The 22,426-nt window shown below is 69.5% G+C and carries 23 protein-coding genes and 2 pseudogenes; 10 read left to right on the forward strand and 15 right to left on the reverse strand.

The features are described 5' to 3' along the window. The first annotated feature begins 2 nt into the window (after window positions 1-2). Entirely contained in the window at window positions 3-1,166 is a 1,164-nt protein-coding gene (locus V1227_RS32500; RefSeq protein WP_329789060.1) for an acyl-CoA dehydrogenase, read from the forward strand. 44 nt (window positions 1,167-1,210) lie between these two features. Here V1227_RS32500 and V1227_RS32505 read toward each other — a convergent pair whose 3' ends face one another. The 3 genes and pseudogenes from V1227_RS32505 to V1227_RS32515 form a co-directional block, all read right to left on the reverse strand. After that, window positions 1,211-2,308: a tyrosine-type recombinase/integrase gene (locus tag V1227_RS32505; RefSeq protein WP_329789061.1), complete on the reverse strand. Its 1,098-nt coding sequence runs from the start codon at window positions 2,306-2,308 to the stop codon at window positions 1,211-1,213. Next, window positions 2,305-2,534 (reverse strand): annotated as a pseudogene (locus tag V1227_RS32510) (transposase); the annotation flags it as partial. The gene V1227_RS32505 and the pseudogene V1227_RS32510, both read right to left, overlap by 4 nt. Window positions 2,535-2,880: 346 nt before the next feature. Next, on the reverse strand, window positions 2,881-3,609 hold the full coding sequence (locus tag V1227_RS32515; protein ID WP_329789062.1) for a hypothetical protein: 729 nt from the start codon (window positions 3,607-3,609) through the stop codon (window positions 2,881-2,883). A 254-nt stretch (window positions 3,610-3,863) separates the two neighbouring features. Here V1227_RS32515 and V1227_RS40745 point away from each other — a divergent pair. Next, window positions 3,864-4,193, forward strand: a pseudogene (locus tag V1227_RS40745) (phage terminase small subunit); the annotation flags it as partial. A gap of 40 nt (window positions 4,194-4,233) precedes the next feature. On the opposite strand, the gene V1227_RS32520 reads toward V1227_RS40745, so the two are convergent. From V1227_RS32520 to V1227_RS32530, 3 genes are all read right to left on the reverse strand, one after another. After that, window positions 4,234-4,593, reverse strand: a complete 360-nt coding sequence (locus V1227_RS32520) for a hypothetical protein (protein ID WP_329789063.1) — start codon at window positions 4,591-4,593, stop codon at window positions 4,234-4,236. 109 nt (window positions 4,594-4,702) lie between these two features. Then, window positions 4,703-5,185: an SRPBCC domain-containing protein gene (locus V1227_RS32525; protein ID WP_329789064.1), complete on the reverse strand. Its 483-nt coding sequence runs from the start codon at window positions 5,183-5,185 to the stop codon at window positions 4,703-4,705. Next, entirely contained in the window at window positions 5,182-5,508 is a 327-nt protein-coding gene (locus tag V1227_RS32530; RefSeq protein ID WP_329789065.1) for an ArsR/SmtB family transcription factor, read from the reverse strand. The genes V1227_RS32525 and V1227_RS32530 overlap by 4 nt, the downstream gene beginning before the upstream one ends. A 109-nt stretch (window positions 5,509-5,617) precedes the next feature. Between V1227_RS32530 and V1227_RS32535 the strand changes: the two genes are divergently transcribed. From V1227_RS32535 to V1227_RS32545, 3 genes are all read left to right on the forward strand, one after another. Next, on the forward strand, window positions 5,618-6,376 hold the full coding sequence (locus V1227_RS32535) for an META domain-containing protein (protein WP_329789066.1): 759 nt from the start codon (window positions 5,618-5,620) through the stop codon (window positions 6,374-6,376). A 10-nt stretch (window positions 6,377-6,386) separates the two neighbouring features. After that, a complete protein-coding gene (locus tag V1227_RS32540) occupies window positions 6,387-6,728 on the forward strand; it encodes an META domain-containing protein (protein WP_329789067.1) in 342 nt (113 codons plus the stop codon). 128 nt (window positions 6,729-6,856) lie between these two features. Then, entirely contained in the window at window positions 6,857-7,273 is a 417-nt protein-coding gene (locus V1227_RS32545) for a DoxX family protein (protein ID WP_329789068.1), read from the forward strand. Here the strand turns inward: V1227_RS32545 and V1227_RS32550 are convergent. The 3 genes from V1227_RS32550 to V1227_RS32560 form a co-directional block, all read right to left on the reverse strand. Then, window positions 7,254-7,937, reverse strand: coding sequence for a TIGR03089 family protein (locus tag V1227_RS32550; protein WP_236221450.1), 684 nt, complete (start codon window positions 7,935-7,937; stop codon window positions 7,254-7,256). The genes V1227_RS32545 and V1227_RS32550 overlap by 20 nt on opposite strands. Window positions 7,938-7,946: 9 nt before the next feature. Continuing rightward, entirely contained in the window at window positions 7,947-9,149 is a 1,203-nt protein-coding gene (locus V1227_RS32555) for an LCP family protein (protein WP_329789069.1), read from the reverse strand. Between the two features lie 66 nt (window positions 9,150-9,215). Then, window positions 9,216-10,763, reverse strand: a complete 1,548-nt coding sequence (locus tag V1227_RS32560) for an LCP family protein (protein ID WP_329789070.1) — start codon at window positions 10,761-10,763, stop codon at window positions 9,216-9,218. 126 nt (window positions 10,764-10,889) lie between these two features. Between V1227_RS32560 and rfbB the strand changes: the two genes are divergently transcribed. Both rfbB and rfbD read left to right on the forward strand, forming a co-directional pair. After that, entirely contained in the window at window positions 10,890-11,876 is a 987-nt protein-coding gene (rfbB, locus tag V1227_RS32565) for a dTDP-glucose 4,6-dehydratase (RefSeq protein ID WP_329789071.1), read from the forward strand. Then, window positions 11,834-12,730, forward strand: coding sequence for a dTDP-4-dehydrorhamnose reductase (gene rfbD / locus V1227_RS32570; protein ID WP_329789072.1), 897 nt, complete (start codon window positions 11,834-11,836; stop codon window positions 12,728-12,730). The genes rfbB and rfbD overlap by 43 nt, the downstream gene beginning before the upstream one ends. A gap of 232 nt (window positions 12,731-12,962) precedes the next feature. Here rfbD and V1227_RS32575 read toward each other — a convergent pair whose 3' ends face one another. The 5 genes from V1227_RS32575 to V1227_RS32595 are packed head-to-tail and all read right to left on the reverse strand — an operon-like array spanning window position 12,963 to window position 18,570. Beyond that, entirely contained in the window at window positions 12,963-14,054 is a 1,092-nt protein-coding gene (locus V1227_RS32575; protein ID WP_329789073.1) for a glycosyltransferase family 4 protein, read from the reverse strand. Continuing rightward, window positions 14,055-16,541, reverse strand: a complete 2,487-nt coding sequence (locus V1227_RS32580; RefSeq protein ID WP_329789074.1) for a glycosyltransferase — start codon at window positions 16,539-16,541, stop codon at window positions 14,055-14,057. Window positions 16,542-16,544: 3 nt separating this feature from the next. Then, window positions 16,545-17,096: a hypothetical protein gene (locus V1227_RS32585; protein WP_236221443.1), complete on the reverse strand. Its 552-nt coding sequence runs from the start codon at window positions 17,094-17,096 to the stop codon at window positions 16,545-16,547. Continuing rightward, window positions 17,093-17,668: a hypothetical protein gene (locus V1227_RS32590; protein ID WP_329789075.1), complete on the reverse strand. Its 576-nt coding sequence runs from the start codon at window positions 17,666-17,668 to the stop codon at window positions 17,093-17,095. The genes V1227_RS32585 and V1227_RS32590 overlap by 4 nt, the downstream gene beginning before the upstream one ends. Beyond that, the gene (locus V1227_RS32595) at window positions 17,668-18,570 is read right to left on the reverse strand and encodes a glycosyltransferase family 2 protein (protein WP_329789076.1); all 903 of its coding nucleotides are present in this window, start codon (window positions 18,568-18,570) and stop codon (window positions 17,668-17,670) included. The genes V1227_RS32590 and V1227_RS32595 overlap by 1 nt, the downstream gene beginning before the upstream one ends. A gap of 20 nt (window positions 18,571-18,590) precedes the next feature. Here V1227_RS32595 and V1227_RS32600 point away from each other — a divergent pair, with 20 nt between their 5' ends. The 3 genes from V1227_RS32600 (at window position 18,591) to V1227_RS32610 (ending at window position 21,667) form a co-directional block, all read left to right on the forward strand. Next, window positions 18,591-19,577: a glycosyltransferase family 4 protein gene (locus V1227_RS32600; protein ID WP_329789077.1), complete on the forward strand. Its 987-nt coding sequence runs from the start codon at window positions 18,591-18,593 to the stop codon at window positions 19,575-19,577. 68 nt (window positions 19,578-19,645) lie between these two features. Next, complete coding sequence (locus V1227_RS32605; protein WP_329794165.1) at window positions 19,646-20,773, forward strand: glycosyltransferase family 4 protein; 1,128 nt, start codon at window positions 19,646-19,648, stop codon at window positions 20,771-20,773. A gap of 48 nt (window positions 20,774-20,821) precedes the next feature. Beyond that, window positions 20,822-21,667: a glycosyltransferase family 2 protein gene (locus tag V1227_RS32610; RefSeq protein WP_329789078.1), complete on the forward strand. Its 846-nt coding sequence runs from the start codon at window positions 20,822-20,824 to the stop codon at window positions 21,665-21,667. 349 nt (window positions 21,668-22,016) lie between these two features. Here the strand turns inward: V1227_RS32610 and V1227_RS32615 are convergent, their stop codons facing one another. Next, a complete protein-coding gene (locus V1227_RS32615) occupies window positions 22,017-22,421 on the reverse strand; it encodes a hypothetical protein (protein ID WP_329789079.1) in 405 nt (134 codons plus the stop codon). Window positions 22,422-22,426 lie beyond the last annotated feature (5 nt).

Genomic DNA, 22,426 nt, shown 5'->3' on the forward strand with positions numbered 1-22,426 from the left:
AGGTGAACCCGAGCTTCGGCACCTATCAGCTCGCCGAGGAGCACGAGGCGCTGCGAGAGGCCGTCCGCTCGCTCGCCGAGAAGGAGATCAAGCCGTACGCGGCCGAGGTCGACGAGAACGAGCGCTTCCCGGTAGAGGCCCACAACGCCCTGGTCAAGGCGGGCTTCGCGGCCGTCCACGTCCCCGAGTCCCACGACGGCCAGGGCGCCGACTCCGTCGCCACCTGCATCGTCATCGAGGAAGTCGCCCGCGTCTGCGCCTCGTCCTCGCTGATCCCGGCCGTGAACAAGCTCGGCACGATGCCGATCCTGCTCTCGGCCTCCGAAGAGCTCAAGCAGCTCGTCATGCCGTCCATCGCCTCGGGCGAGGCCATGGCCTCCTACGCCCTGTCCGAGCGCGAGGCGGGCTCCGACACGGCGTCGATGCGCACGCGCGCGGTGCTGGACGGCGACCACTGGGTGCTCAACGGCACCAAGTGCTGGATCACCAACGCCGGCGAGTCCACCTGGTACACCGTCATGGCCGTGACGGACCCCAACGCCGCGAAGAAGTCCGCCGGCATCTCGGCGTTCGTCGTGCACAAGGACGACCCCGGCTTCTCGGTGGGCCCGAAGGAGCGCAAGCTCGGCATCAAGGGCTCGCCGACCCGCGAGATCTACTTCGAGAACTGCACGATCCCGGAAAACCGGATCATCGGTGAGCCGGGGACGGGTCTGAAGACCGCTTTGAAGACGTTGGACCACACGCGTCCGACGATCGGTGCGCAGGCCGTCGGCATCGCGCAGGGCGCGCTCGAGGCCGCGGTCGCGTACGTCAAGGACCGCAAGCAGTTCGGCAAGTCCATCTCAGACTTCCAGGGCGTGCAGTTCATGCTCGCCGACATGGCCATGAAGATCGAGGCCGCCCGCCACATGGTCTACGTCGCGGCCGCCAAGGCCGAGCGGGGCGAGCCGAACATCGGCTTCATCACCGCCGCCGCCAAGTGCTTCGCGTCGGACGTCGCCATGGAGGTCACGACCGACGCCGTGCAGCTGTTCGGCGGCGCCGGGTACACGCGCGACTTCCCGGTGGAGCGGATGATGCGCGACGCGAAGATCACGCAGATCTACGAGGGCACGAACCAGATCCAGCGCGTCGTCATGTCCCGCGCCCTGCTCAACGGCTAGATCAACGATCTTGACCATGGTCCGGAGGCGGCTGATTTCCATGATCATGCCGCCTCCAGGCCGTGATCTTGAGAACCGAACACACCGTTGATAGCGAGCCGTGCCCGCTCGTGACTGGACGGGACCAGGTGCGTGTATGTGCGGAGCGTGAAGCCCGGATCGGAGTGACCCAGGTACTCGGCCAGCTCCTTGACCGAGACGCCCTGGGAGAGCAGCACCGAGGCGTAGAAGTGTCTCAGCGCGTGCATCCCGTCCGCCCGCTTGCGGTAGATGAGACCGGCCTCCCGGAACGCGCCCATCCAGACGACCTTGTGGAACAAGTCGCCCGTGTAGAGCCGTCCACCGTCCCCAGTGGCCAGCAGGCGGACCGTCACCGGGTCCCCCTCCGGGTCCTTCCACGGCAAGGTCACCTCGACCGGCGGGTACAGCTTCATGTGCCCCCTGATGGCCCGCAGGATGCCGGACGCCAGCGGCACCACCCGCCGCTTCCCGCCCTTGGGGAGCGCGAACACGAGCCGACCACGAACGACCCTTAGTTGCCGCTGAACGCGCAGCACCATCCCGGCGTCGTCCACATCGTCCGGTGACAGGCCGAGGATTTCGCCTTGCCGGAGACCGCAGCCAGCGCCGAGGGGGCAAACGATCGCGAAGCGCGGTTCGATCGCCCCCTCGATCTCCAACACGCGGTCTTCCGGCCAGACGATGATGTTGGGGCTGACCGACGTGGGCCGCTTGATGGTCTTGGCCTTGCACGGGTTCTCCGTGATCAGCTTGTCTTCAACGGCCGAGTCCATCACCGACGACACGATGGTGAACAGCACCGTTTTGTAGTTCTCGCTCAGTCGTTCCTGCTCCAGGATGCCGAGCCATTCCCGAACAGTTGCAGGCTTGATCTTGCCGACCGGCAGTTCGCCGAAATGTGGGCAGATTCGGCTATCCAGTCGACTCCGGATTGCCTCCCGAGTCGCCGCATCGGGCGACTGCGCTTGAATCCAGTTTTCGGCTTGCGTTTTGAACTTGCGCTTACCTGCTTTCGGGTCTATGTACTTGCCCTCCAGTTTGTTGGACTCCACTTCCAGCAGGAAGTCATCTGCCCGCTTCTTCTGCCGGTCCGGGTAGCTCTTGCTCTTCTCGGCTCCCACGCGGCGAACCGCTTGTACACCGTCGGCCACGGCGGGAAGTCCACGGGCAGGGCCCGCCACTTGATGCCGTTGTCGACCACGTAGAGGATCGCGTCCACGATCACCTGACGGCAGTATTTCTCCCGCCGCCCGCCCGACCGGCCAGGCACGCCGGGTCGGGCAGCAGCGGATCGCGTTCGGCCCACTGGGCGTCGGTGACGTCGGTGGGGTACCGAGCTGTCCGCACGGTGGGCTGGTGGGAGGCGGACAGGCGGCAGCACGGGGCACCCGCGGTGACACCGCCCGCGGGATCGGGCACGATAACAACGGAACTCCTGGCAGAGCGGCGCTTCGACAACGTCCGATCTACCAGGAGTTCCCTCGTCTCCGCACCAAAGGCCCTCACCTGATCAAGCTCGGAAACGGCCACTGACGGCATGACCCGCCTGGTCAGGGGTGCAAGATTCGGCGCGGGTGACAGGATGGCGCTTATCCGCTACGCAAGCGAGCGGAGGCGGTTAGACGCTAATGGCAGTTTGATGGAGAAGAGCAAATACATCCTACCCCTATACCGTACCGACTGCCGTTTGAGATCATTTCAGATGCTTGAGAGAAGCAGTCCGGATTCCTTTAATGATGTCTTGTCCAAGTTGATCCACTACGTCACTCTTGACCCTGTTCCATTCGGTCATATTAATTTTCAGCATAATCCCGGATGCCTTCAATTTGAATTCTTGGTACGTTGATGATACAAACATGGTACGCCAGTCGTCAATGTAGTTACTGACACTAAAAAATGCGTAACCCCAGCAAGGTTGGCCGTTCGCGTCATGGAACGTGGGGGACTGTCCGAAATCCGAGTAACTTTTTGAAGTCTGCGTGTGGCCCCACCAAAAGTTCATAAAGTCGGTAATGGCAGGATCTTCGGAATTGCCGGAAATGAGTTTATTAAGGCCGGACCAGATGGACGAGGAAGCATTGCCCGCGATAGCTTGTAGTGCCTCTGTAACGAGATCGCCAAGCTTAAGGGTTCCCGAGTGAGTTTCTTCGTATGTGCTGAATTTCGACGAGGAAGCTACGTCAACCCATCCAACGCTCTCATTAAGGGCTTTCGTGAGGGTGTCGTACCAAACTTTGCTGTGGTAGAGCGACTCTCCAGTGGGGACGTCTGCTGGCAACAAGCCGCGTGCGGCTTCCTGCATGAATAGAATAGTTTGGTTTACCGCATCGAGTTCGTCCGGTGGAATGTTGATGCTGGGCACTAGGGTATCGGTAACTGCGGATACAGTATCCGGTTTGACTGTCTGGACGGTTCCGGTCATGTCACGCTCCTCTGTTGGTCACGCACGCCTTGGCTTTCACATTTGCCCACCTCGGCGTCCATCCATTAGTCCAACATCATGGGACAGGTAGGCGCATGTCCAAGTGGGGCGTGTCGCCCAAAGGAGGGAGGGAACATGGCACGCATTTACGCACTAGTAACGTACGGTAATTTTGTAACTCACTCGTCCTGGGGCGTCTTCACTTCACAGCGGAGTGGAATCGAAGGTCCAGTATAGATAAGGAGTTGACTCTGGTGGGTACGCGCGGCCCCGTTCCCAAGCGCAGTGATCAGCTCATGGGCCATTGGTCCAAGGATCGGAAGGATGGTGCGTCCAAGCCTGAAATGCGGGGTACGGTCAAGATGCCGCCACTCGCCATTCCCGGGGCGCATCCGCTTGCACGGGCCTGGTATCGGTCGCTGGCCGAGTCGGGACAGTCCCGCTACTACGAACCGTCGGACTGGCAGATGGCGCGTGTAGTGGCCGCTCAGCTTTCGGACTATCTGGGATCCGGGAAGCTGTCCGCCAACATGTTCGCGGCGTTACTCGACGCGTTCGACAAGCTTTTGACTTCCAAGGGTGCCCGGCGCAGGCTGACCCGATCCGGGCGTCGAGCACGGATCGCTACCTGGAAGCCACGCAGGTCCCGATCGCCTCGTCCACGGCCCCCTTCGCCCCGAGCACGCACGGCGACTCCGCGGTCAGCGACCTGTCCGCGAGCTGCTGCGCGGCCGCGATCGCCACGTTCATGAGCCGCGTCGGGCTCCCGCTGTCCGCCGCGGCCTTCACCGCCTCGGAACGGGCTTCCTCGGTCGTGCAGGACAGGTCCGTGCCGGCGCGGTCGACCCGCGGCAGCCACAGCGCCTTCGTCCCGGCGGGGCAGGGCTCGACCTGCCACCGGGTGTTCGCCGCGGCCGACGCAGCCGGTGCCGAGAACACGACGAAGCCGAACACGAGACCCAGAGCCAAGAAGAAACGTCCCATGACCCCGAAGGTAACCGCGGCTACCGGCCCCGGCCGGGGGAACCGTTGTCACCAAAGGTGATTACGCAGAGCAGGGGAACGGCCACAGTGGACCGTTCCCCCACGGGGGTCACGACAGCGTGGCCAGGAGCTCGCCCAGCCGCTCGTACGACCGCCCGGCACCGTCGGCCATGCCCGTGGCCAGCACCGCGTCGCGCGCCTCCTGCGACACGAGCCGCATGGTGGTCGTCATGGTCGTCCGGCCGCCCTCCTCGACGAACTCGACCACGGTCCGCGCCGGCGGGTTGTCCTCGAAGATCTCGGTGTTCGCGATGCGCGAGTGCGGCACCACCTCGGTGTACTCCCCGTGCATCTCGAACGCCTGCGAGCCGTCCGGCAGGGCCCAGCCGTAGCGCCACTTGCCGCCGACGCGGAGGTCGATCTCGCAGATCGGCATCTCCCAGCCGTCGGGGCCGAGCAGCCAGCGCCGCAGGAGCTCCGGTTCGGTGTACGCCTTCCACACCAGGGCGGCGGGCGCGTCGAACGAGCGCGTCATCGCGATCTCGGTGTCGGACGGCAGGGTGACCTCGGTGCCGAACTTGGTGGTGCTCATCGGTCGTTCTCCTTCATCTCGGTCAGGAGCGCGTCGAGGCGCGCGTAGCTCGCATCCCAGAAGCGGCGGTAGTTCTCAGCCCACACGGCGACTTCCTCCAGCGGTGTCGCGTCGAGCCGGCAGGGGCGCCACTGGGCCTCCCTGCCGCGGGTGATCAGGCCTGCCTTCTCCAGCACGCGCAGGTGCTTGGAGATCGCCGGGCCGCTGATGTCGAACGGCTCGGAGAGCTCCTTCACCGTCGCCGGGCCCTCGGTGAGCCGCGCGAGGATCGCCCGGCGGGTGGGGTCCGCCAGCGCGGCGAAGGTGGCGCTCAGCTGGTCCATCTCTTACCTAACCACTTGGTTATCTAACCTCTTGGCTAAGTAAGCCGCATCGACGTGCTGATGTCAACCCCCGGGCAACCGCGGAGCGTGCCGGTTCCGTCCTGGAACCATGAGCAGCCGAATCGTCCTCGCCGTCCTGGTGCTGGCCGTCGCCGGATGTGGTGACCGGCCCACCGGTCAGGGCGCGGACCTGCGGGGCAAGGTCTACGTCTCGTCGTCGGTCACCGAGCAGGGCAAGCCCCGTGCCCTGGTCGAGGGCACGAGCGTCGAGCTGAGCTTCACCGGCGACGGCAGGCTGATCGCCCGGGCGGGCTGCAACCAGATGCAGGGGCCGGTGGGCCTCGACGACGGCAAGCTCTCGGTGGCGGAGCTCAGCACCACCACGATGGGCTGCCCGGACCCCGAGCTGCACCGGCAGGACCAGTGGCTGTCGGACCTGCTCGACGCGAAGCCCGCCTGGAAGCTCGACGGCGCGAACCTCGTGGTCACCGGCTCCGGCGCGGAGATCGTCCTCGTGACCGAGCAGCCCGCCACCCTGGAGGGCACCTGGACCGTCGACGGACTCGTCACCAGTGACGCCGTCTCGTCGGTGCCGCAGGGCGCGAAGGCCACGCTCGTCTTCCGCAACGGCGTCATGAAGGTCGACACCGGCTGCAACTTCAACGGCGCCGACCTGCCGTACGAGCTGAGCGGCCAGGTGCTCAAGGTGCAGCTGGGGCCCACGACGCTCAAGTCGTGCGGGCCGGTGGACGAGGTCGAGAACGCCGTCCGGGCGGCGTTCGAGGGCGGGCAGGTCACCCACGAGATCAAGCGCAGCACGCTGACGCTGACGAACGCGTCCGGCGCCGGTTTGACGCTCGAGAAGTAGGAGGAACGGCATGCGGGAACTCGAAGGTGTCTGGACGGTCGACGGGCTCATCACGAACGACGACGTGTCGCCGGTGCCGGCCGGGGTGAAGGCGACGATCTCCTTCGAGGACGGGCGGATCGACGTGCACGGCGGCTGCAACAGCGGTTCGGCCGACGGGTGCGAGGTGGACGGCCGGACGATCACGTTCGGCCCCCTGGTCTCGACGCTGATGCTGTGCGGCCCGGACGAGATGGCGGTGGAGCACGCGGTGTTCACGGCGCTCGGACGAGGCGAGGTCACCTACCGGATCGACAGCGGGGCGGTGACGCTGACGAACGCGGAGGGCGCGGGACTGAGGCTCAGGAGGTAGGCGATCTGCGAACCTGTGGAGTCGCTGTTGGCTTCCTGTCGAAATCATGAGGTCGTTCAAACCTGCACTACTTTTGGTTCGAGGTTGAACGACCTTCAGCGGAATGACAGGATCGGGGAGCAACGGACATGGTCAAGGACATCGCCGCACTCATCGGGCGCATCGCCGTCGGCGTCGTCTTCGTCGCGCACGGCTGGCAGAAGTTCACCGAGTTCGGCATGGCCGGCACCGCCGCGTCGTTCGACAAGATGGGGGTGCCGCTGCCGACGCTGTCCGCGTGGTTCGCCGCGGTGGTCGAGCTCGTCGGTGGCCTCGCGCTGATCGCGGGCCTCGCGTTGCCGGTCGCCGGCGTGCTGCTCGCCGTCAACATGCTCGGCGCGTGGCTGATCGTGCACCTGCCGAACGGCCTGCTCGGCGAGGGTGGCGCCGAACTGGTCGTCGTGCTCGGCGCCGCGGCCCTCGCGCTCGGCTTCAACGGCGGCGCCTACGCGCTGGACCGCGTGCTGTTCAAGAACAACAGGGTGCTCAACCCAGCTGCAGCGTGACCTTCTCGCTCTCCCGGCGCGCGGCCACCAGGCCCGCGTCGGGATTGCTCACCTGCACCAGCGATCCACCGGCCGCCAGCACGGCCAGGAACCCTTCCACCACACCGGCGGGCACGTTCCACTCCACAGTGGACAGAACGCGCTGGTCGGCGCCCAGCTTCGCCCCCAGGTCGCGCGCCTCGGCCACCACTTCCTCCACAGTGGACCCGCACAGCGCCGGCGTCGTGCCGGGCGTCGGCTGCCACGGCGTGAAGTCGTCGCCGTGCACCCGCACGTCGTCCATGTAGTCGACGGGTGCGCCCGAGCCCCGGCCCCAGACGTCCAGCGAGGCGACGGCCACGACGTCCGCGTCTGCCGTGCCGCCGGGCGGGACGACGGCGACCTTGGCCTCCTCGCCCGCGCCGACCACGTGGGCACCGCACCACCACGCGCCGAGCAGCAGGCCCGCCGTCTGCCAGTGCGCGGGCAGCAGCACCGCCACCGGGTCACCCGGCTCGACGTCGTGCTCGTCGCGCAGCCAGTTCGCGGTCTTCGCCGCCCAGTTCGCCGTCGTGGCGCGGGACAGCTCCATGCGCGTGCCGGCCGCGTCGTCGAAGTGCGTGATCAGCGGCCGGCCGGGGTCGGCCTTCAGCAACGGCGTGAAGAGGATCTCGGTCACGCTCACGCGGCACTCCTAGTCGACGCAGGGCACATCCTGTTGGGCCTGGACGGCGTGCGCGCCGTCCAGCGAGAGCAGCTTTTCAGGGCCGAACCGCGACGGGCCGGCCGGGGTCGTGGACGACGGTGCCGTGGAGGAGGGGGCGGGCGCCGGGGTCTCGCCGATCTGCTGCGCGACCCACGCCTTCACCGCCTCCCGGTCGACCGTGACCACGCTCTGGCCGCGCTCGTTGCGCGCGTCGATGTTCGTCACCGGGATCGTGGCGAACTCCACGTTGCCCGACGCGAGGCCCTGCGCCTGCGCCGCGAGCGTCGCGAGGTCGAGCTTCTGGTCCACGACGACGGACTTGGACACCGCGTCCAGCAGACCGTTCATCTTCGCCGGGTCGGCGAACGTGCCCGCGGACAGCAGCTGCTTCATCGCCTGCGACATGAACACCTGCTGCCGCGCGATGCGACCCAGGTCACCACCGGGCATGTTCCGCTGCCGCACGAACGACAACGCGTCGCCGCCCGAGACCAGCTGTTCGCCCGCGCGGAAGTTCGCGCCGGAGTTCGGGTCGGACGTGCCCGCCTTCAGGCACACCTTCACGCCGCCGATCACCTCGGTCAGCAGGTAGAACCCGTAGAGGTTGATCTCCGCGTAGTGGTCGACGCGCATCCCGGTCAGGTCCTGCACCACCTGCACCAGCGCCTTGCGCCCGGCCTCGTCCGACCGGCGCTCGCGCTCCTGCTGGTCGCTCACCCCTTCGGCCTGCAACCGCTCGGCGGTGAGGAACTTCACCGCGCCGTACGCCGAGTTGATCTTGTCCTCGCGGAAGCCGGGGATCGGCACGGACGTGTCGCGCGGGATCGAGATCGCGCTCGCCTTGCCGCCGTTGCGCGGCACCCGCATGACGATGATCGTGTCCGTGTTCACCGTGTCCGTGCCCTCGGTGCGCAGCTTGCGCAGCACGTCCGCGGGAAGTGGCCTGCCCTGCGCGTCCGTCCGGCTGTCGCTGCCCACCAGCAGGATGTCGATCGCGCCGTCCTCGGCGGGCGGCGAGTTCGGGATGTCCTCCAGCACCTGGAGGATCTCCGTGGTGTTGGTGTTCTGCTTCACCAGGCGCAGAGCGGTCCAGAAGTAGCCGGAGAACGCCAACGTTGTCACGGCCGCGAGTGCGATGACCGTACGGCCCAGTACCCGTGCGGTCTTCTTCGCGCGTGCGGCAGTGCTCACCGTCGGTCCTCCGTGTGCTGGATTTGCGTGCTCAGCGTAACTATCGGAAGACCGTTACGCGGGGTTTCAGTTCACGCAGACCAGTCCGCCCGCCGTGATCGGCGGGGTGCTGCTCGAGGTCGCGGCGGACGAGGAACCGGGGACGCCCTGGAGGTCGACGTCCTCGGGGTCGTCGGGCGGGGTGTAGTCGGTGCCGACGAAGACCTGCACCTGTCCCTTTCGGACGGACGTGTCCTCCTCGACCTTCGTGCTCGCGCCGAGCTCGGCCGCCACCCTGCGGGCGGAGCCCTCCTCGCCCGGCGCGTGCCGCACGACGGTGGTGTCGCTCGTCTGCGGCGCCGCCGACACGGGTCCGCGCTGGAAGCCCTTGGCGGCCAACGCGTTCATCACCTCGCCCGCGAGGCCCTGCACACCGGCGGCGTTGAGGACCTGCACGGTGATCGACGAGGCGGGCGGCGCGGGGAGCTGAGAAGTCGTCGTGACCGGGGGCGAGCTGCTCGCCGTCGTCCTGTCCGCGGCCAGGGTGGTGAGGAACTTCTTGACCTCGGCGGCGTTCACCGGCAGCACGTTGCCGTCGCTGTACGTGTCCGTCGGTTCGCCCACCGGGATCGTCTTGAACTCGATGTTGCCGCCCACGAGGCCCTGCATCTGCTCGGCGAACGTGGTGATGTCCCAGCCCGAGCTGAGGATCACCGACCTCTGCACGGCCTCGACCAGCCCGTTGAGCTTGGTGGGGTCCGTCAGCGTGCCGGTCGACAGCACCTTCTTCGCCAGCGCCCCGATGAACACCTGCTGGCGCACGACCCTGTCCAGGTCGCCGCCGGGCAGGCCCTTGCGCTGCCGCACGAACGACAGCGCCGACACGCCCTCGATCGTCTGCGGGCCGGCCTTGAAGTTCGCGCCGGAGTCGCGGTCGGCGGTGTCCTCCTTCAGGCACACCTCGACGCCGCCGATGGCCCTGGTGACCTCGTAGAAGCTCGCCAGGTTGACCTCGGCGTACCGGTCGATCCGCACCTGGTTGCCGGACAGGCCCTCGATGGTCTTGATCAGGGTCTTGCGGCCCGCGGCCATCGACTCGGTGCGGATGCGCGCCTCGTCGGTCACCCCCTGCGCACGCAGCTCCTGGTCGACCGTGTTGCGCTGGCGGGCGAACGCCGAATTGATCTTGTGCTTGCCGAAGCCGTCGGCGATCTCGACGTAGGAGTCGCGCGGGAACGAGATGGCGACCGCGCGCGTGCCGTCGACCGGGATGTGCACGAGGATCACCGTGTCGGTGTTCTGCTCGCCGTCGGGGATGCCGCCGTTGAGCAGGGCCAGCGCCTCCTGGGACAGCGGGTTGCCCTGCGCGTCCGTGCGGCTGTCCATGCCGACCAGCAGGATGTCGACCGCGCCGTCGAGCGGCTTGGGACCCTGCTTGGTGAGCTCGTCGGAGATGACCTCGGTCTTGACGATGCCGTCGTTCGCCGTCCGCAGCCTGTTCCAGCCGTAGGACGTGATGACGAGCACAGCCGACGAGACGAGGGCCACGAAGATCTTCCCCGCCACCAGGAAAGCGCGGAAAGCCGCCGACGGCCGGGCTCCCGTCACCCCGACCGGCAGACTTCTGCCTTCCACAGCCGTTCCCTCCCCCACAACCACCAGTCTAGTTCTTTATAGGTCAGACGACGTGACGTTGCTGTGGGTTGCAGCGATTACGTACGTGGAAGACTGCGAGCGGGGAACTCCACGGGAGGAAGTGGCATGCGCGTACTGGTGACAGGTGGGGCCGGGTTCATCGGCTCGCACTACGTGCGGGAGTTGGTGAGCGGGTCCTACCCGGCGTTCGCCGGTGCCGAAGTGGTGGTGCTCGACAAGCTCACCTACGCGGGCAGCGAGACGAACCTCGCGCCGGTCGCGGGCGAGTTCGAGTTCGTCCGGGGCGACATCTGCGACGCCGCCGTGGTCGCCGAGCAGATGCGCGGCATCGACGTCGTGGTGCACTTCGCGGCCGAGTCGCACGTCGACAGGTCCATCACGGGGTCGGCCGACTTCGTCCTCACCAACGTCCTCGGCACCCAGACGCTGCTCCAGGGCGCCCTCGACGCGGGCGTCGGCCGGTTCGTGCACGTCTCGACGGACGAGGTCTACGGCTCGATCGAGGAGGGCTCCTGGAGCGAGACGCACGTCCTCGAGCCCAACTCGCCGTACTCGGCCTCCAAGGCCTCCTCGGACCTGCTCGCCCGCGCGTTCCACCGCACCCACGGGCTGCCGGTGAGCATCACGCGGTGCTCGAACAACTACGGTCCGTACCAGTTCCCGGAGAAGGTGATCCCGCTCTTCGTCACCAACCTGATCGACGGCGAGAAGGTGCCTCTCTACGGCGACGGTCTGAACGTCCGCGACTGGCTGCACGTCGACGACCACTGCCGCGGCATCCAGCTCGTCGCCGAGGGCGGCCGGCCCGGTGAGATCTACAACATCGGCGGCGGCACCGAGCTCACCAACCGCGAGCTGACCGAACGGCTGCTGGCCGCGACGGGCCGCGACTGGTCGGCCGTCGAGCCGGTGCAGGACCGCAAGGGCCACGACCGCCGCTACTCGGTCGACATCTCCAAGATCTCCTCCGAGCTGGGCTACGCGCCGCGGGTGGACTTCACCGCGGGCCTCGCGGACACCGTCGAGTGGTACCGCGAGAACCGCGCCTGGTGGGAGCCGCTCAAGCGCCGCGCCGCGCCGGCGAGGGGCTGAGGGCGTTGATCCTCGTCCCAGGAGGTCGTGGCCAGCTCGGCCACGACCTCGCCGCACTGTCCGCCGACGTCCGTGCGGTGTCCTCCGCCGAGCTGGACGTCACCTCGGTGACGGCCGCCGACCTGGCCGGCGCCTCCGCGGTGGTCAACTGCGCCGCCTACACCGCCGTCGACGCCGCCGAGACCGACGAGGAGCGCGCGTTCGCGGTCAACGCCGTCGGTGCCGGGCTCCTCGCCGAGGCGTGCGCCACCGCGGGCATCCCGATGGTCCACGTGTCGACGGACTACGTCTTCTCCGGTGACGGCACGCGACCCTACGAGCCGTCCGACCCGGTGGGCCCGAAGTCCGCCTACGGCCGCACGAAGCTCGAAGGCGAACGCCGCGTGCTGGAGGCCGGCGGGTACGTCGTGCGCACCGCGTGGGTGTACGGCGTGCACGGCTCGAACTTCGTGAAGACCATGGCGGCACTGGAGTCCTCGCGGCCGACTCTGTCCGTTGTGGACGATCAGGTCGGCTCGCCGACGTGGTCGCGCGACCTCGCGGCCGGTCTTCTCGAACTGGTGTCGGTGCTGCCCTCGGAGCGCCTGCTGCACGCGACGGGCGGCGGTGAGACGACGTGGTTCCGCTTCGCGCAGGCGATCTTCGAGGAGTTGGGCGCCGACCCCTCGCGCATTCAGCCCTGCACCACGGCCGAATTCCCGCGACCCGCCCCGCGACCCGCCTACTCGGTGCTGTCGGGGGCCGCGTGGGCGAAGGCGGGGCTGCGCCCGTTGCCGCAGTGGCGAAGCGCCCTTTCGGAGGCGTTCCGGGCGGGCGTCGTAGCTCCGCGTGCAGGTGCTGCGCCATTGGGGTGACCGGTCTGGCACGGCCGTTGCCGGTGCGGCAGCCTGTTCGGCATGTTCGATTCCGGGCGCACACCTCAGCGTCCCGCGACAGAGGATTCCGAACGGCAGCGCTTCCTCAAGAGCGTTGCCGTCGTCACGGGCTCTCGGCAGGTCTCGATGAGCCAGCTCGACAAGTGTTCGCCGAGGCCGCACTCCCGGTGAAGCGCGGGGGCGCCGGGGTTTCCGGCGCCCTGCGGCGAGCTCAGGAACGGCTGCGCCGGTACGCCTCGACGGTCTTCTCCGCGCACCGCCGCCAGGTGAAGCCGGACGCGTGCGCCCGGCGTTCGGACTGGGCCTCGGGGGTGGCGGGAGCCGCCACGGCCCTGGCGAGCCCGTCGGCGAGCCCCTCGACGTCCCCGACCGGCACGTGCAGCGCGTGCCCACCGGCGACCTCGCGCAGGGCGGGCACGTCCGAGCACACCACGGGAACGTTGCAGGCCAGCGCTTCCAGCACCGGCAGGCCGAAGCCCTCGTCCCGCGACGGCAGCACCAGCGCCGTCGCCCCGGCCACCACCGACCGCAGGTGCACGTCCGAGAGGTACCCGGTGCGCAGCACCCGTCCGTCCACACCGGACCGGCCGGGTCCGACGATCACCAGCGGCGGCAGCGACGGGTCGGAGGCGTGCGCCTCGGCCAGGTACCCGAGGCCCTTGCGCGGTCCGTCCGCACCCACGAACAGCAGGTACTCCGACGGCAGCCCGAGCCGGCCGCGCAACGTCGTGGACGGCGGCCGTGCGGCGAACCAGGCCGGGTCGACGCCCAGCGGCGTCACGACGATCTTCTCCAGGGGCACCGAGAACCGGTCCGCGACCACGGAGGCCACGGCCGCGGTGGGCGTGCAGATCACGTCCGCGCGCTGGGCCGAGAGCCGGACCAGCTCCGGCAGCCGGCGGTCCGACGGCGGCAGGTCGCCGGGGGCGTCGAGGAACGCCAGGTCGTGGATCGTGACGACCTTGCCGGCCCGGATCGTCGGTGGCAGCACGAAGTTCGTGGCGTGCATGACGTCGGTGAACCCGGCCAGCACCTCGACCGGCGGGAACGGGGCGTTGAGCCACATCTGGCGCAACGCCCGTGCCGCGACGGGCAGGCCGCGCGCCGTCACGTCGTGCGGCAGCACCGTCCGCAACGCGCGCCAGCCGCGCAGGGTGAACGCCACCGCCCGGACGTCGACCTCCTCCGGCATGGACGCCAGTTCTTCGGCCAACGCCGCTGTGTAGCGGCCGATTCCGGTGCGGTGCCCGAGCAGGGGGGTGCCGTCGAGCAGCACCTTGAGGGGTTTGCGGGATCTCGCCATTTACCTGCCACCACGCGCGATCTTGCGCAGACGCCCCGTCGCCCGCTTGGCCAACTCGGTCGGGCCGCCCGCGTCCAGGTACTCGCGCACCAGCTGCAGGTCCCGCTTCACCTTGTCCGCCGTGCTCAGCTCCGGTGTGCGCACCATCGGTGCGGAGCCGGGCAGGCGGTCCGCGGCGGGCCTGGGGTTGCGGCAGAACTCCGCCAGCGGCGCGAGCGCCGTCTCCCAGGTGAACCGCTCGCGGACGACGGCGATGCGCTCGCGGCACGCGGCCGCGAACTCCTCGTCGTAGAGCACCTTCTCCAGCGCGTCGGCCAGCGCCTCCGGGTCCTCCGGTGGCACGACGACGCCCAAACCCTCGCGCAACACCAGGTCCGCGAACGAGTCGCCGGACGTGGTGACGATCGGCAGGCCCGCCCACAGGTAGTCGAGCACCCGCGTGCGGAACGCGAACGTGGTCTCCACGTGCTCGTAGTGCGTGGTGACACCGCAGTTCGCGTCGAGCAGCCAGTTCTGCCGCTCGGTGTAGGGCACCCAGCCGTCGTTGAAGAACACGGTCTCGCCGGTCAGCCCCAGCTGCGCGGACAGGGCCCGCGTCCGGCCCGCGATGTCCATGTCCGGGACCTCGGGGTTCGGGTGCTTCATGCCGAGGAAGTAGAGCTTCGCGGACGGCTGCCGCTCGCGCAGGTGGCCCATCGCCTCGATCAGCGACAGCGGGTCGAACCAGCTGTAGACGCCACCGGCCCAGATCACGACCTTGTCGGAGTCGCTCACGCCGGGCACGACGCCCTTGATCGCCGGGCCGGTGCGCTGCGGCGGCTTGCCCGACAGTCCGAACGGGACGATCCCGAGCAGCGACTGCGTGGTCGGGTCGTTGTCGTACAGCGTCGGCGTCAGGCGGCCGAGCGCCGCCAGGTGACCGAGCCAGAAGTGCCGCTGCCGCTCCGACGCGCACAGGAAGAAGTCGCCGCGTTCGAGCTGCGTGTTCAGGACCCTGGTGACGGTCTCCAGGTCGAGGGCGCGCTTCTCGTCCGTGTCGTCCTTGCCCTGCTCCAGCAGTTCCAGGTGCATCGGGTCGTACATGTCGCAGACCACGATCTTGGTCGACGACGCCTTCTTCAGCTCGCTGACCATCTCCAGGGCGTGGCCCTGCAGCACGACCACGTCCGCCCACTCGACGTGCGGCGGCAGCTCCTTCGGCCGGGCGCGCTCGACGGCGAACGGCGCGTCCGGCGGCGCGCACAGCGGGTTCGTCGTCACCAGGCGCACCTGGTGCTCGCCGGACAGCACGTCGGCCATGTGCCAGGCGCGGATCGCGGGACCCGCCATCCGGTCGGAGATCGCGTCACCGGTGATCACGAGGATCTTGCGCGGCTTGCCGAACACGTCGTCGAGGCCGAGGACGTCGACGAGGATGTCGTGCGCCGCGAGGTAGCGCGGCAGCGGGTACGCGGGCTCCAGGGCCTTGCGCATCAACGGGACCAGGTCGGTGTCGGACAGCCGGCGCGCGGCCTGCTCGGCCTTGCGCGACTCGGCCAGCGACGGCATCTGCTCGACGAACTGGTCGATCGCGAGGAACCCGGCGAGCGCCTGCCGCGACATCCCGACCGGCTCGCGGTCCTGCGCGGGGTCGGCGGGCCTGCGGGTGATCTCCAGCTGCGTCGGGTCGATCTCCCCGCGCGCGGTCGCTCGGCGCACGCACAGCGCGAGCGCGGCGGGCAGCACCTTGGCCAGCGTCTCGTCGGAGAAGTTCTTGTAGAGCGACATGAGCGCGTTGCGCTCCAGCAGGTACAGCTCGCGGCTGTGGTCGATCGAGCTCATCGACGCGTGGTGGCGGTGGTAGGTGAGCGACGCCGGTTCGTAGCGGACCCGCCAGCCTCGCAGGTTGAGCCGCCAGCCCAGGTCCACGTCCTCGTAGAACATGAAGAACCGCTCGTCGAACCCGCCGAGCTCGCGGTAGAGCTCCGCGCGCACGAACATCGCCGAGCCGGTGCCGAACAGCACGTCCTTCGCGCCGTCGTGCGAGCCGTCGTCGTCCTGGCCCACGTGGCGCTTGTAGCCCATGCCGAACCAGGTCAGCCCGCCGTCGACGAAGTCGATCTTCTCGCCGTCCCAGTCGAGGACCTTGCTCGCGACCGAACCGACCGCGGGCTCCGCGTGGAACACCCTGATCGCTGCCTTGATCCAGTTCCGGTCCGCGCGGGCGTCGTTGTTGAGGAACGCGAGCACGCCGCCCCTGGCGTGCTCGACGCCGAGGTTGCAGCCGCCGGCGAAGCCGAGGTTGCGCTCGGAGGTGATGATCTCGGCACCGGGCAGGGCGGACCTGAGCCGTGCGGTGTCGTGCGCCTCGTTGTCGACGACGATCACCTGGAGCAGCTCGGCGGGGTAGTCCACCTCGGCCAGCCCGCGCACGCAGGTGATGGTGTCCTCCGCGCCGCGGTAGTTGACGACGACGACGGACACGACGGGCAGTGAGGATCGATCCACGCGCTAAGCCTGCCTCATCACTCTGCGCGCCCGCAGTGTGGTTGCACAGATCAACAGCAGCAGGACGGCGGCGGGCACCCCGAAGACCCACTCGCCGGACCAGTCGTTGCGGTCGGCGAGCAGCGGCTTCATCAGCGGGTGGCGCAGGACGGTGGCCGGACCGGGCGGCATCCGCTTGTCCTGCTCACCCCGCACCACGATCCGCAGCTCGGCGCCGTCGGGGCAGGTGACGTGGTGGGCGAACACCGGGTTGTCCGGTCCGGGGACCTCCTCCACGCTCGTGATGACGCACGTCTGCCGCGTGGCCAGGACGTCCATCAACGCGCGGTGACCGTCGCCGACGAGCACCGCCGTGCCGGGGATCACGACCATGAACGCGGGCAGCACCAGCCACGCCGGGCCGAGCTTGCCGACGCCCCACGCGAACGCGAACGACAGCAGGCACGCCGGTACGAGCACCACGAGCTGGTACTCCTCGGGCACGACGGCACCCAGCACGACCGCGGCGGCGATCGCGGCGAGCCCGACCACGACGAGCGGCACCGGCCGCCTCACGGCTGCTTCCTGATCAGCCAGGCGACGGGAACGAGAAGAGTCATCGCTACGGGGACGCCTGTGACCGGCAGGAGGTTCCACCGCGCATCGTCGGCCCACACCGGCCGCAGCGGCGGCCCGACGAGCACCTCGGTCTCGCGCACCGCCAGGCGGTCGTCCCAGTCGCGGTCCAGCTCGACCTCGCCGCTGCGGCACGTCAGCACGTAGCCGACCGACGGGTACTTGGCGGACGGGTGCTCGTCGGTCTCGGCGACGACGCAGCGCTCGGTGTGCCCGATCCGCTGCATCAGCACGCTGTGCACGCCGAACGTCAGCAGGAACGGCGCCACCAGGCCGAGGACGAACGCGGGCAGGGCGACCCACCTGTTCTCGGCGAGCCCGCTCACGCCGAGGGCGTAGGCGAGACCGCCGAGCAGGGCGACGAACACCAGCCCGTAGGTCAGCGTGACGCTGAGCCCGACGCCGGTCGCCAGTGCGACCAGACCGCCGCTGACCAGCAGCAGGGCGAACCGTCGCGGCACCGGCGAGGTGTCCGGCCGGTGGAGCGCGCGGGGCTCGCGGCCGCGTGGCATCAGCGGCCCGCCCAGTCCTGCCAGACGCGGCGGCGGGAGACCTCGGTGGTGATCCTCACCCTCTGGAAGAGGGTGGCCGGGAGCCGCAGCAGGACCTCCCCGAACACGCGGGCGCGCAGGCCCGGGCGGAAGTTGGCCGCGTCCGGGACGTCCTTGCGGAACGGCAGCAGCACCGTGATCGCGAGGAACCGGGCCAGTTGGGTGGCCGCGACGCCCGCGGGGGCGCAGCGCAGCAGCATCAGCAGGCGGTTGCGCTCGTTCCAGCGGTGGAAGAGCACCGAGCCGGGACGCGTGCTGGCGCCGTGCCTGTGGCGGACGCGCGCCGGTCCGACGGAGATCACGCGGTGCCCGGCCAGCCGCAACCGCCAGGCCGTGTCGGTGTCCTCGTAGTAGCAGAAGAAGCTCGCCGGCACGCCGCCCACGGCCCTGAGCACGTCCGTCCGGAGCAGTGCCGCACCCCCGCAGAACCCGAACACCTCGCGTCCGGCCAGCACGACGTCCCTGCCGTGGCCGTCCGCGGTCAGCGCCACGCCGACGGACTGCGTCGAGCCGTCCAGGAGCAGGATCGACGAGGTGGCGGCCGCTGCCAGGGGATCGGCTCCGAGAGCGCTCTCCAGCTCGGCCAGCCACGACCGGTCCGGCGCCGCGTCGTCGTTGAGCCACGCGACGTACGGGGTGTCCACCCTGTCCAGGACGGCCGCGAGCCCGCCCGCGTAGCCGAGGTTGCGCGGCAGCCGGACGACCTCGTGCCCGCCGAGCAGCTCGGCCGTGCCGTCGTCGGAGGCGTTGTCCACGATGATCGTCCTGTGTGGACTCTTCTGGGCGGCGAGGGCGTCCAGGCACGCCTTGACGTGGTCACGGCCGCGCCACGTCACGACCACCACGGTGCTGAGAGCGGACACGGCGTGAGACGGTACGCGACGTGCCCGAGCTAGTAGTGCTGACCGAGCAGCTCAACGCCCCGGTCCCCGGCGGTACCGGCCGCTACACGGCGGAGCTGCTCCCGGCGTTGGCGAAGACCGCCCCGGACGGCTGGTCCGTGACGACCGCGGCGACGGCCCGCGCCGACCGCGTGATCAGGGTGCCGCGCCGGGTGCTCGTGGCGCTGTGGGAACGCGGGCTGCCACCGGCGCTCGGCCCGCACGTGCACGCCCCGACGCCGCTCGCCCCGCTGCCGGGGGCCGTCGTCACCGTGCACGACGTGGTGCCGTGGACCCATCCGGAGACGTTGACCCCGCGCGGCGTCGCGTGGCACCGCAAGGTGATCTCCCGTGCGGCGCGTGAGGCCCGTGCGCTCGTCGTGCCCACTCAAGCGGTTGCGTCTCAATTGGCGGAGTGCGTTCGGGTCGAGGTGCCGGTGCACGTCGTGCCGAACGGCGTGACACGGCTCGTCAGCGCTTCACGGCCTGATGACCTGCCACCGTCGTACGTGCTCGCGGTGGGGACGATCGAGCCGCGCAAGGGCTTCGGGTTGCTGGTGCGGGCGACCGAACGGCTGCGGGTGCCGCTGGTCGTGGTCGGCCCGCAGGGGTGGGGCGACGTCGACCTGCGCGCGCCGCACGTGACGTTGCTGGGCAGGGTCTCCGACGAACGGCTCGCCTCGGTGCTGGCCGGTGCGACGGTGCTCGCCGCCCCCAGCCTGGCCGAGGGCTTCGGGCTGCCGGTGCTGGAGGCGATGGCCGCGGGCGTGCCCGTCGTGCACTCCGACGACCCGGCCCTGGTGGAGGTCGCGGGAGGTGCCGGAACCGTCGTGAGGCGGGGTGACCTGGCGTCGTTGACGGAAGGACTGCGGGCCGTTCTGGCGGATCCTGGTCACACCGTCTCGGCCGGTCGCACCCGTGCGGGCGAGTTCACCTGGGAAAAGACGGCGGAGGGCGTCTGGGCGGCCCACGCTGTACGAGCGGATTAGCGCATTCTCGCTCGGCGCTTTCCCCGATGACATTACGCTAGCTGATCGTGCCGAGTGCCGAACCCAGCGTGCTGATCGACGCCACCGCGATCCCCGCAGACCGTGGTGGCGTCGGCCGTTACGTGGATTCGCTCGTCGCGGCGCTGGACGCGGACGGCACCAAGCTCTCCGTCGTCTGCCAATCACGGGACGAAGAGCTGTTCAGCAAGATCGCGCCGAACGCCCGCGTGATCCGCGCCGCCGACGCCGTCGCCACCAGGACGGCCCGCCTGGCCTGGGAGCAGACGACGCTGCCCCGCCTGGTCCGCGTGCTCGGCGTCGACGTCGTCCACTCGCCGCACTACACGCTTCCGCTGGCCAGCAAGGCCGCCTCGGTCGTGACGCTGCACGACGCCACCTTCTTCACCGACCCGGTGCTGCACTCGTCGGTCAAGGCGCGCTTCTTCCGCGCGTGGACCCGGGCCTCGCTGCGCCGCGCCGACCTCTGCGTCGTCCCGTCCCAGGCGACCGCCGACGAACTGGTCCGCGTCGCCGCGGCCGACCGCCGGGTGCTGCACATCGCGCAGCACGGCGTCGACACCGAACGCTTCCACCCGCCGTCACCGGACGAGATCGCCGCCGTCCGCCGCACCCTGTCGCTGGCCGGCACCCCGTACGTCGCGTTCCTGGGAGCCCTGGAACCGCGCAAGAACGTCCCGGCCCTGATCCGCGGCTTCGCGCAGGCGGTCGCCGGCCGCCCCCACCCGCCCGCCCTGGTGCTCGCGGGCCAGCCCGGCTGGGACAGCCAGGTCGAACGGGCGCTCGACTCCGTCCCGCACCGCATCCGCGTGATCCGGGCGGGCTACCTGCCGTTCGAACAGCTCGCCGGCTTCCTCGGCGGCGCCGAGCTGGTCGCGTACCCGTCGCTCGGCGAGGGCTTCGGCCTGCCGGTGCTGGAGGCGATGGCGTGCGGCGCGTGCGTGCTGACCACCCGGAGGCTGTCGCTGCCGGAGGTAGGCGGCGAGGCGGTCGCGTACTGCGGCGTCGGGGCGGGGGACATCGCGGCGGCGATCGCCGACCTGCTGGACGACCCGGCCCGCCGCGCGTCGCTCGCGGCCTCGGGGCAGCAGCGCGCCAAGGACTTCTCGTGGGCCGTGAGCGCCGAGCGCCACCGGCTGGCCTACGAACGCGCCGCGGTGGTGCGCCGCCGCAAGTGACCCCGGTGCCGCACAGGGCCGTCGGCTGACGGCGCTACTGTGTCGCGCGTGAACTACGGCGACGGACTTGGTGTCGTGACGGTCACGTACTCGCCGGGCGAGACGCTGGCTCCGTTTGTGGACACCCTCGCGAAGGCCACTTCCCGTCCCGTGCGGGTGGTCCTCGCCGACAACGGCTCCACCGACGGGGTGCCGGAGGCGGTCGCGGCGTCCCGGGACCACGTGGAGTTCGTCCCGACCGGCGGCAACCTCGGCTACGGCGGCGGGGCCAACCGCGGCGTCGCGGCCCTGGGACCCGACATCGGCTGGGTGCTGATCTCCAACCCCGACATCGAGTTCGCTCCGGGCAGCGTCGACGCGCTGCTGGAAGCCGCCGAGAGGTGGCCCCGCGGAGGGATGTTCGGGCCGTTGATCCGGGAGCCCTCCGGAGAGGTCTACCCGTCCGCCCGGTTGCTGCCCTCGATCGGGCGCGGGATCGGACACGCCCTGTTCGGGTCCGTGTGGAAGTCGAACCCCTGGACGCGGGCCTACCGGCAGGAGAAGGAACCCGTGGAGCGGACGGCCGGGTGGTTGTCCGGGTCCTGCTTCCTGATGCGGCGCGAGGCTTTCGACGCCGTGGGCGGGTTCGACGAGAAGTACTTCATGTACTTCGAGGACGTCGACCTGGGGGAGCGGGTCGCCGCCGCCGGGTGGGACAACGTCTACGTGCCCGACGCCGAGGTCGTGCACATCGGGGGGCACTCGACCGCTCGGGCCTCCACCCGGATGTTGAGGGAGCACCACCGGAGTGCTTACCGGTACCTGGCTGATCGGCATCCCGGGGTGCTCTGGGCCCCGTTCCGGGCGGCTTTGAGGGCCGGGTTGGCTTTGCGGGTGAAGCTTCTCACTCGGTGAGGGGTGCCTGTTTTACCGCTCGCGGCTCCGCCCCGGACCCCGCCGATCTGATCAAAAGCCGGGCCGGCGCCGTTCGCGGGTTGATGGCACGCCTGGTGCGTTGGGCGGCTTGCTGTTGCGTTGGTGGGGTGTCTCGGAAAGACGGCTCGCCTTCGGCGTCGCGGTGACTTGCGTGCGGCGGCGGCGCGCCGGGTCTGCCGGCGTCGGCGTTCTGTCGCGCCGGACTGTCAGACCTGCCGAGTACGTTGGGTCGCGGGGGGTCCTGATCCACAGGGGACGCCTGCGTCAGCCTGCGCGGCCGCGCCCGTGGTGTGTGGTGCCGAGTTCCAGCCCGCGGGTGCGGCAGAGCTCACATGTCGCCGCTGAGCCGTTTCGACAGCGAGTTGCGGTTCTGCTGGTGGTTCGAGACGGTCGGGATCATGCCCGGCTGGACGACCTGGGTGATCTCCGCGTCGTCCTTGTGCTGCGGCTGTGCGGGCATCGGCTGCGTCGGCATCTGGGGCTGCTGCGGCTTGTGCGGCTGCTGCTGGTGCGGGGGGCGCTGGGTGTGCTGGTGCTGACCCATCTGCGCTGGTTGCAGGATCATGGTGGAGTCCGGGTCCCGGCGCGGGTCCATGGCGTTGACCAGCGTTCGGGGGATCTGCTGCGTGTCGGACGCGTCCATGGGGGACGTCATGTTGTCCGGCGTCACGATGTTCCGCCCACGTGCGCGGGCGCGGGCGAGCATGGCGTCGGCCCGGTCGCGGGGGTCCATGTCGG

Origin of the sequence: Lentzea sp. DG1S-22 (genome assembly GCF_036321065.1) — a bacterium.
GTDB lineage: Bacteria > Actinomycetota > Actinomycetes > Mycobacteriales > Pseudonocardiaceae > Lentzea > Lentzea jiangxiensis.

Excerpts from the sequence above, each read along its gene's own strand:
- V1227_RS32515 (WP_329789062.1), bottom strand. The coding sequence starts at position 3,609 with ATGACCGGAACCGTCCAGACAGTCAAACCGGATACTGTATCCGCAGTT.
- V1227_RS32520 (WP_329789063.1), bottom strand. The coding sequence starts at position 4,593 with ATGGGACGTTTCTTCTTGGCTCTGGGTCTCGTGTTCGGCTTCGTCGTG.
- V1227_RS32525 (WP_329789064.1), bottom strand. The coding sequence starts at position 5,185 with ATGAGCACCACCAAGTTCGGCACCGAGGTCACCCTGCCGTCCGACACC.
- V1227_RS32530 (WP_329789065.1), bottom strand. The coding sequence starts at position 5,508 with ATGGACCAGCTGAGCGCCACCTTCGCCGCGCTGGCGGACCCCACCCGC.
- V1227_RS32535 (WP_329789066.1), top strand. The coding sequence starts at position 5,618 with ATGAGCAGCCGAATCGTCCTCGCCGTCCTGGTGCTGGCCGTCGCCGGA.
- V1227_RS32540 (WP_329789067.1), top strand. The coding sequence starts at position 6,387 with ATGCGGGAACTCGAAGGTGTCTGGACGGTCGACGGGCTCATCACGAAC.
- V1227_RS32545 (WP_329789068.1), top strand. The coding sequence starts at position 6,857 with ATGGTCAAGGACATCGCCGCACTCATCGGGCGCATCGCCGTCGGCGTC.
- rfbB (WP_329789071.1), top strand. The coding sequence starts at position 10,890 with ATGCGCGTACTGGTGACAGGTGGGGCCGGGTTCATCGGCTCGCACTAC.
- V1227_RS32575 (WP_329789073.1), bottom strand. The coding sequence starts at position 14,054 with ATGGCGAGATCCCGCAAACCCCTCAAGGTGCTGCTCGACGGCACCCCC.
- V1227_RS32590 (WP_329789075.1), bottom strand. The coding sequence starts at position 17,668 with ATGCCACGCGGCCGCGAGCCCCGCGCGCTCCACCGGCCGGACACCTCG.
- V1227_RS32615 (WP_329789079.1), bottom strand. The coding sequence starts at position 22,421 with ATGGACCCCCGCGACCGGGCCGACGCCATGCTCGCCCGCGCCCGCGCA.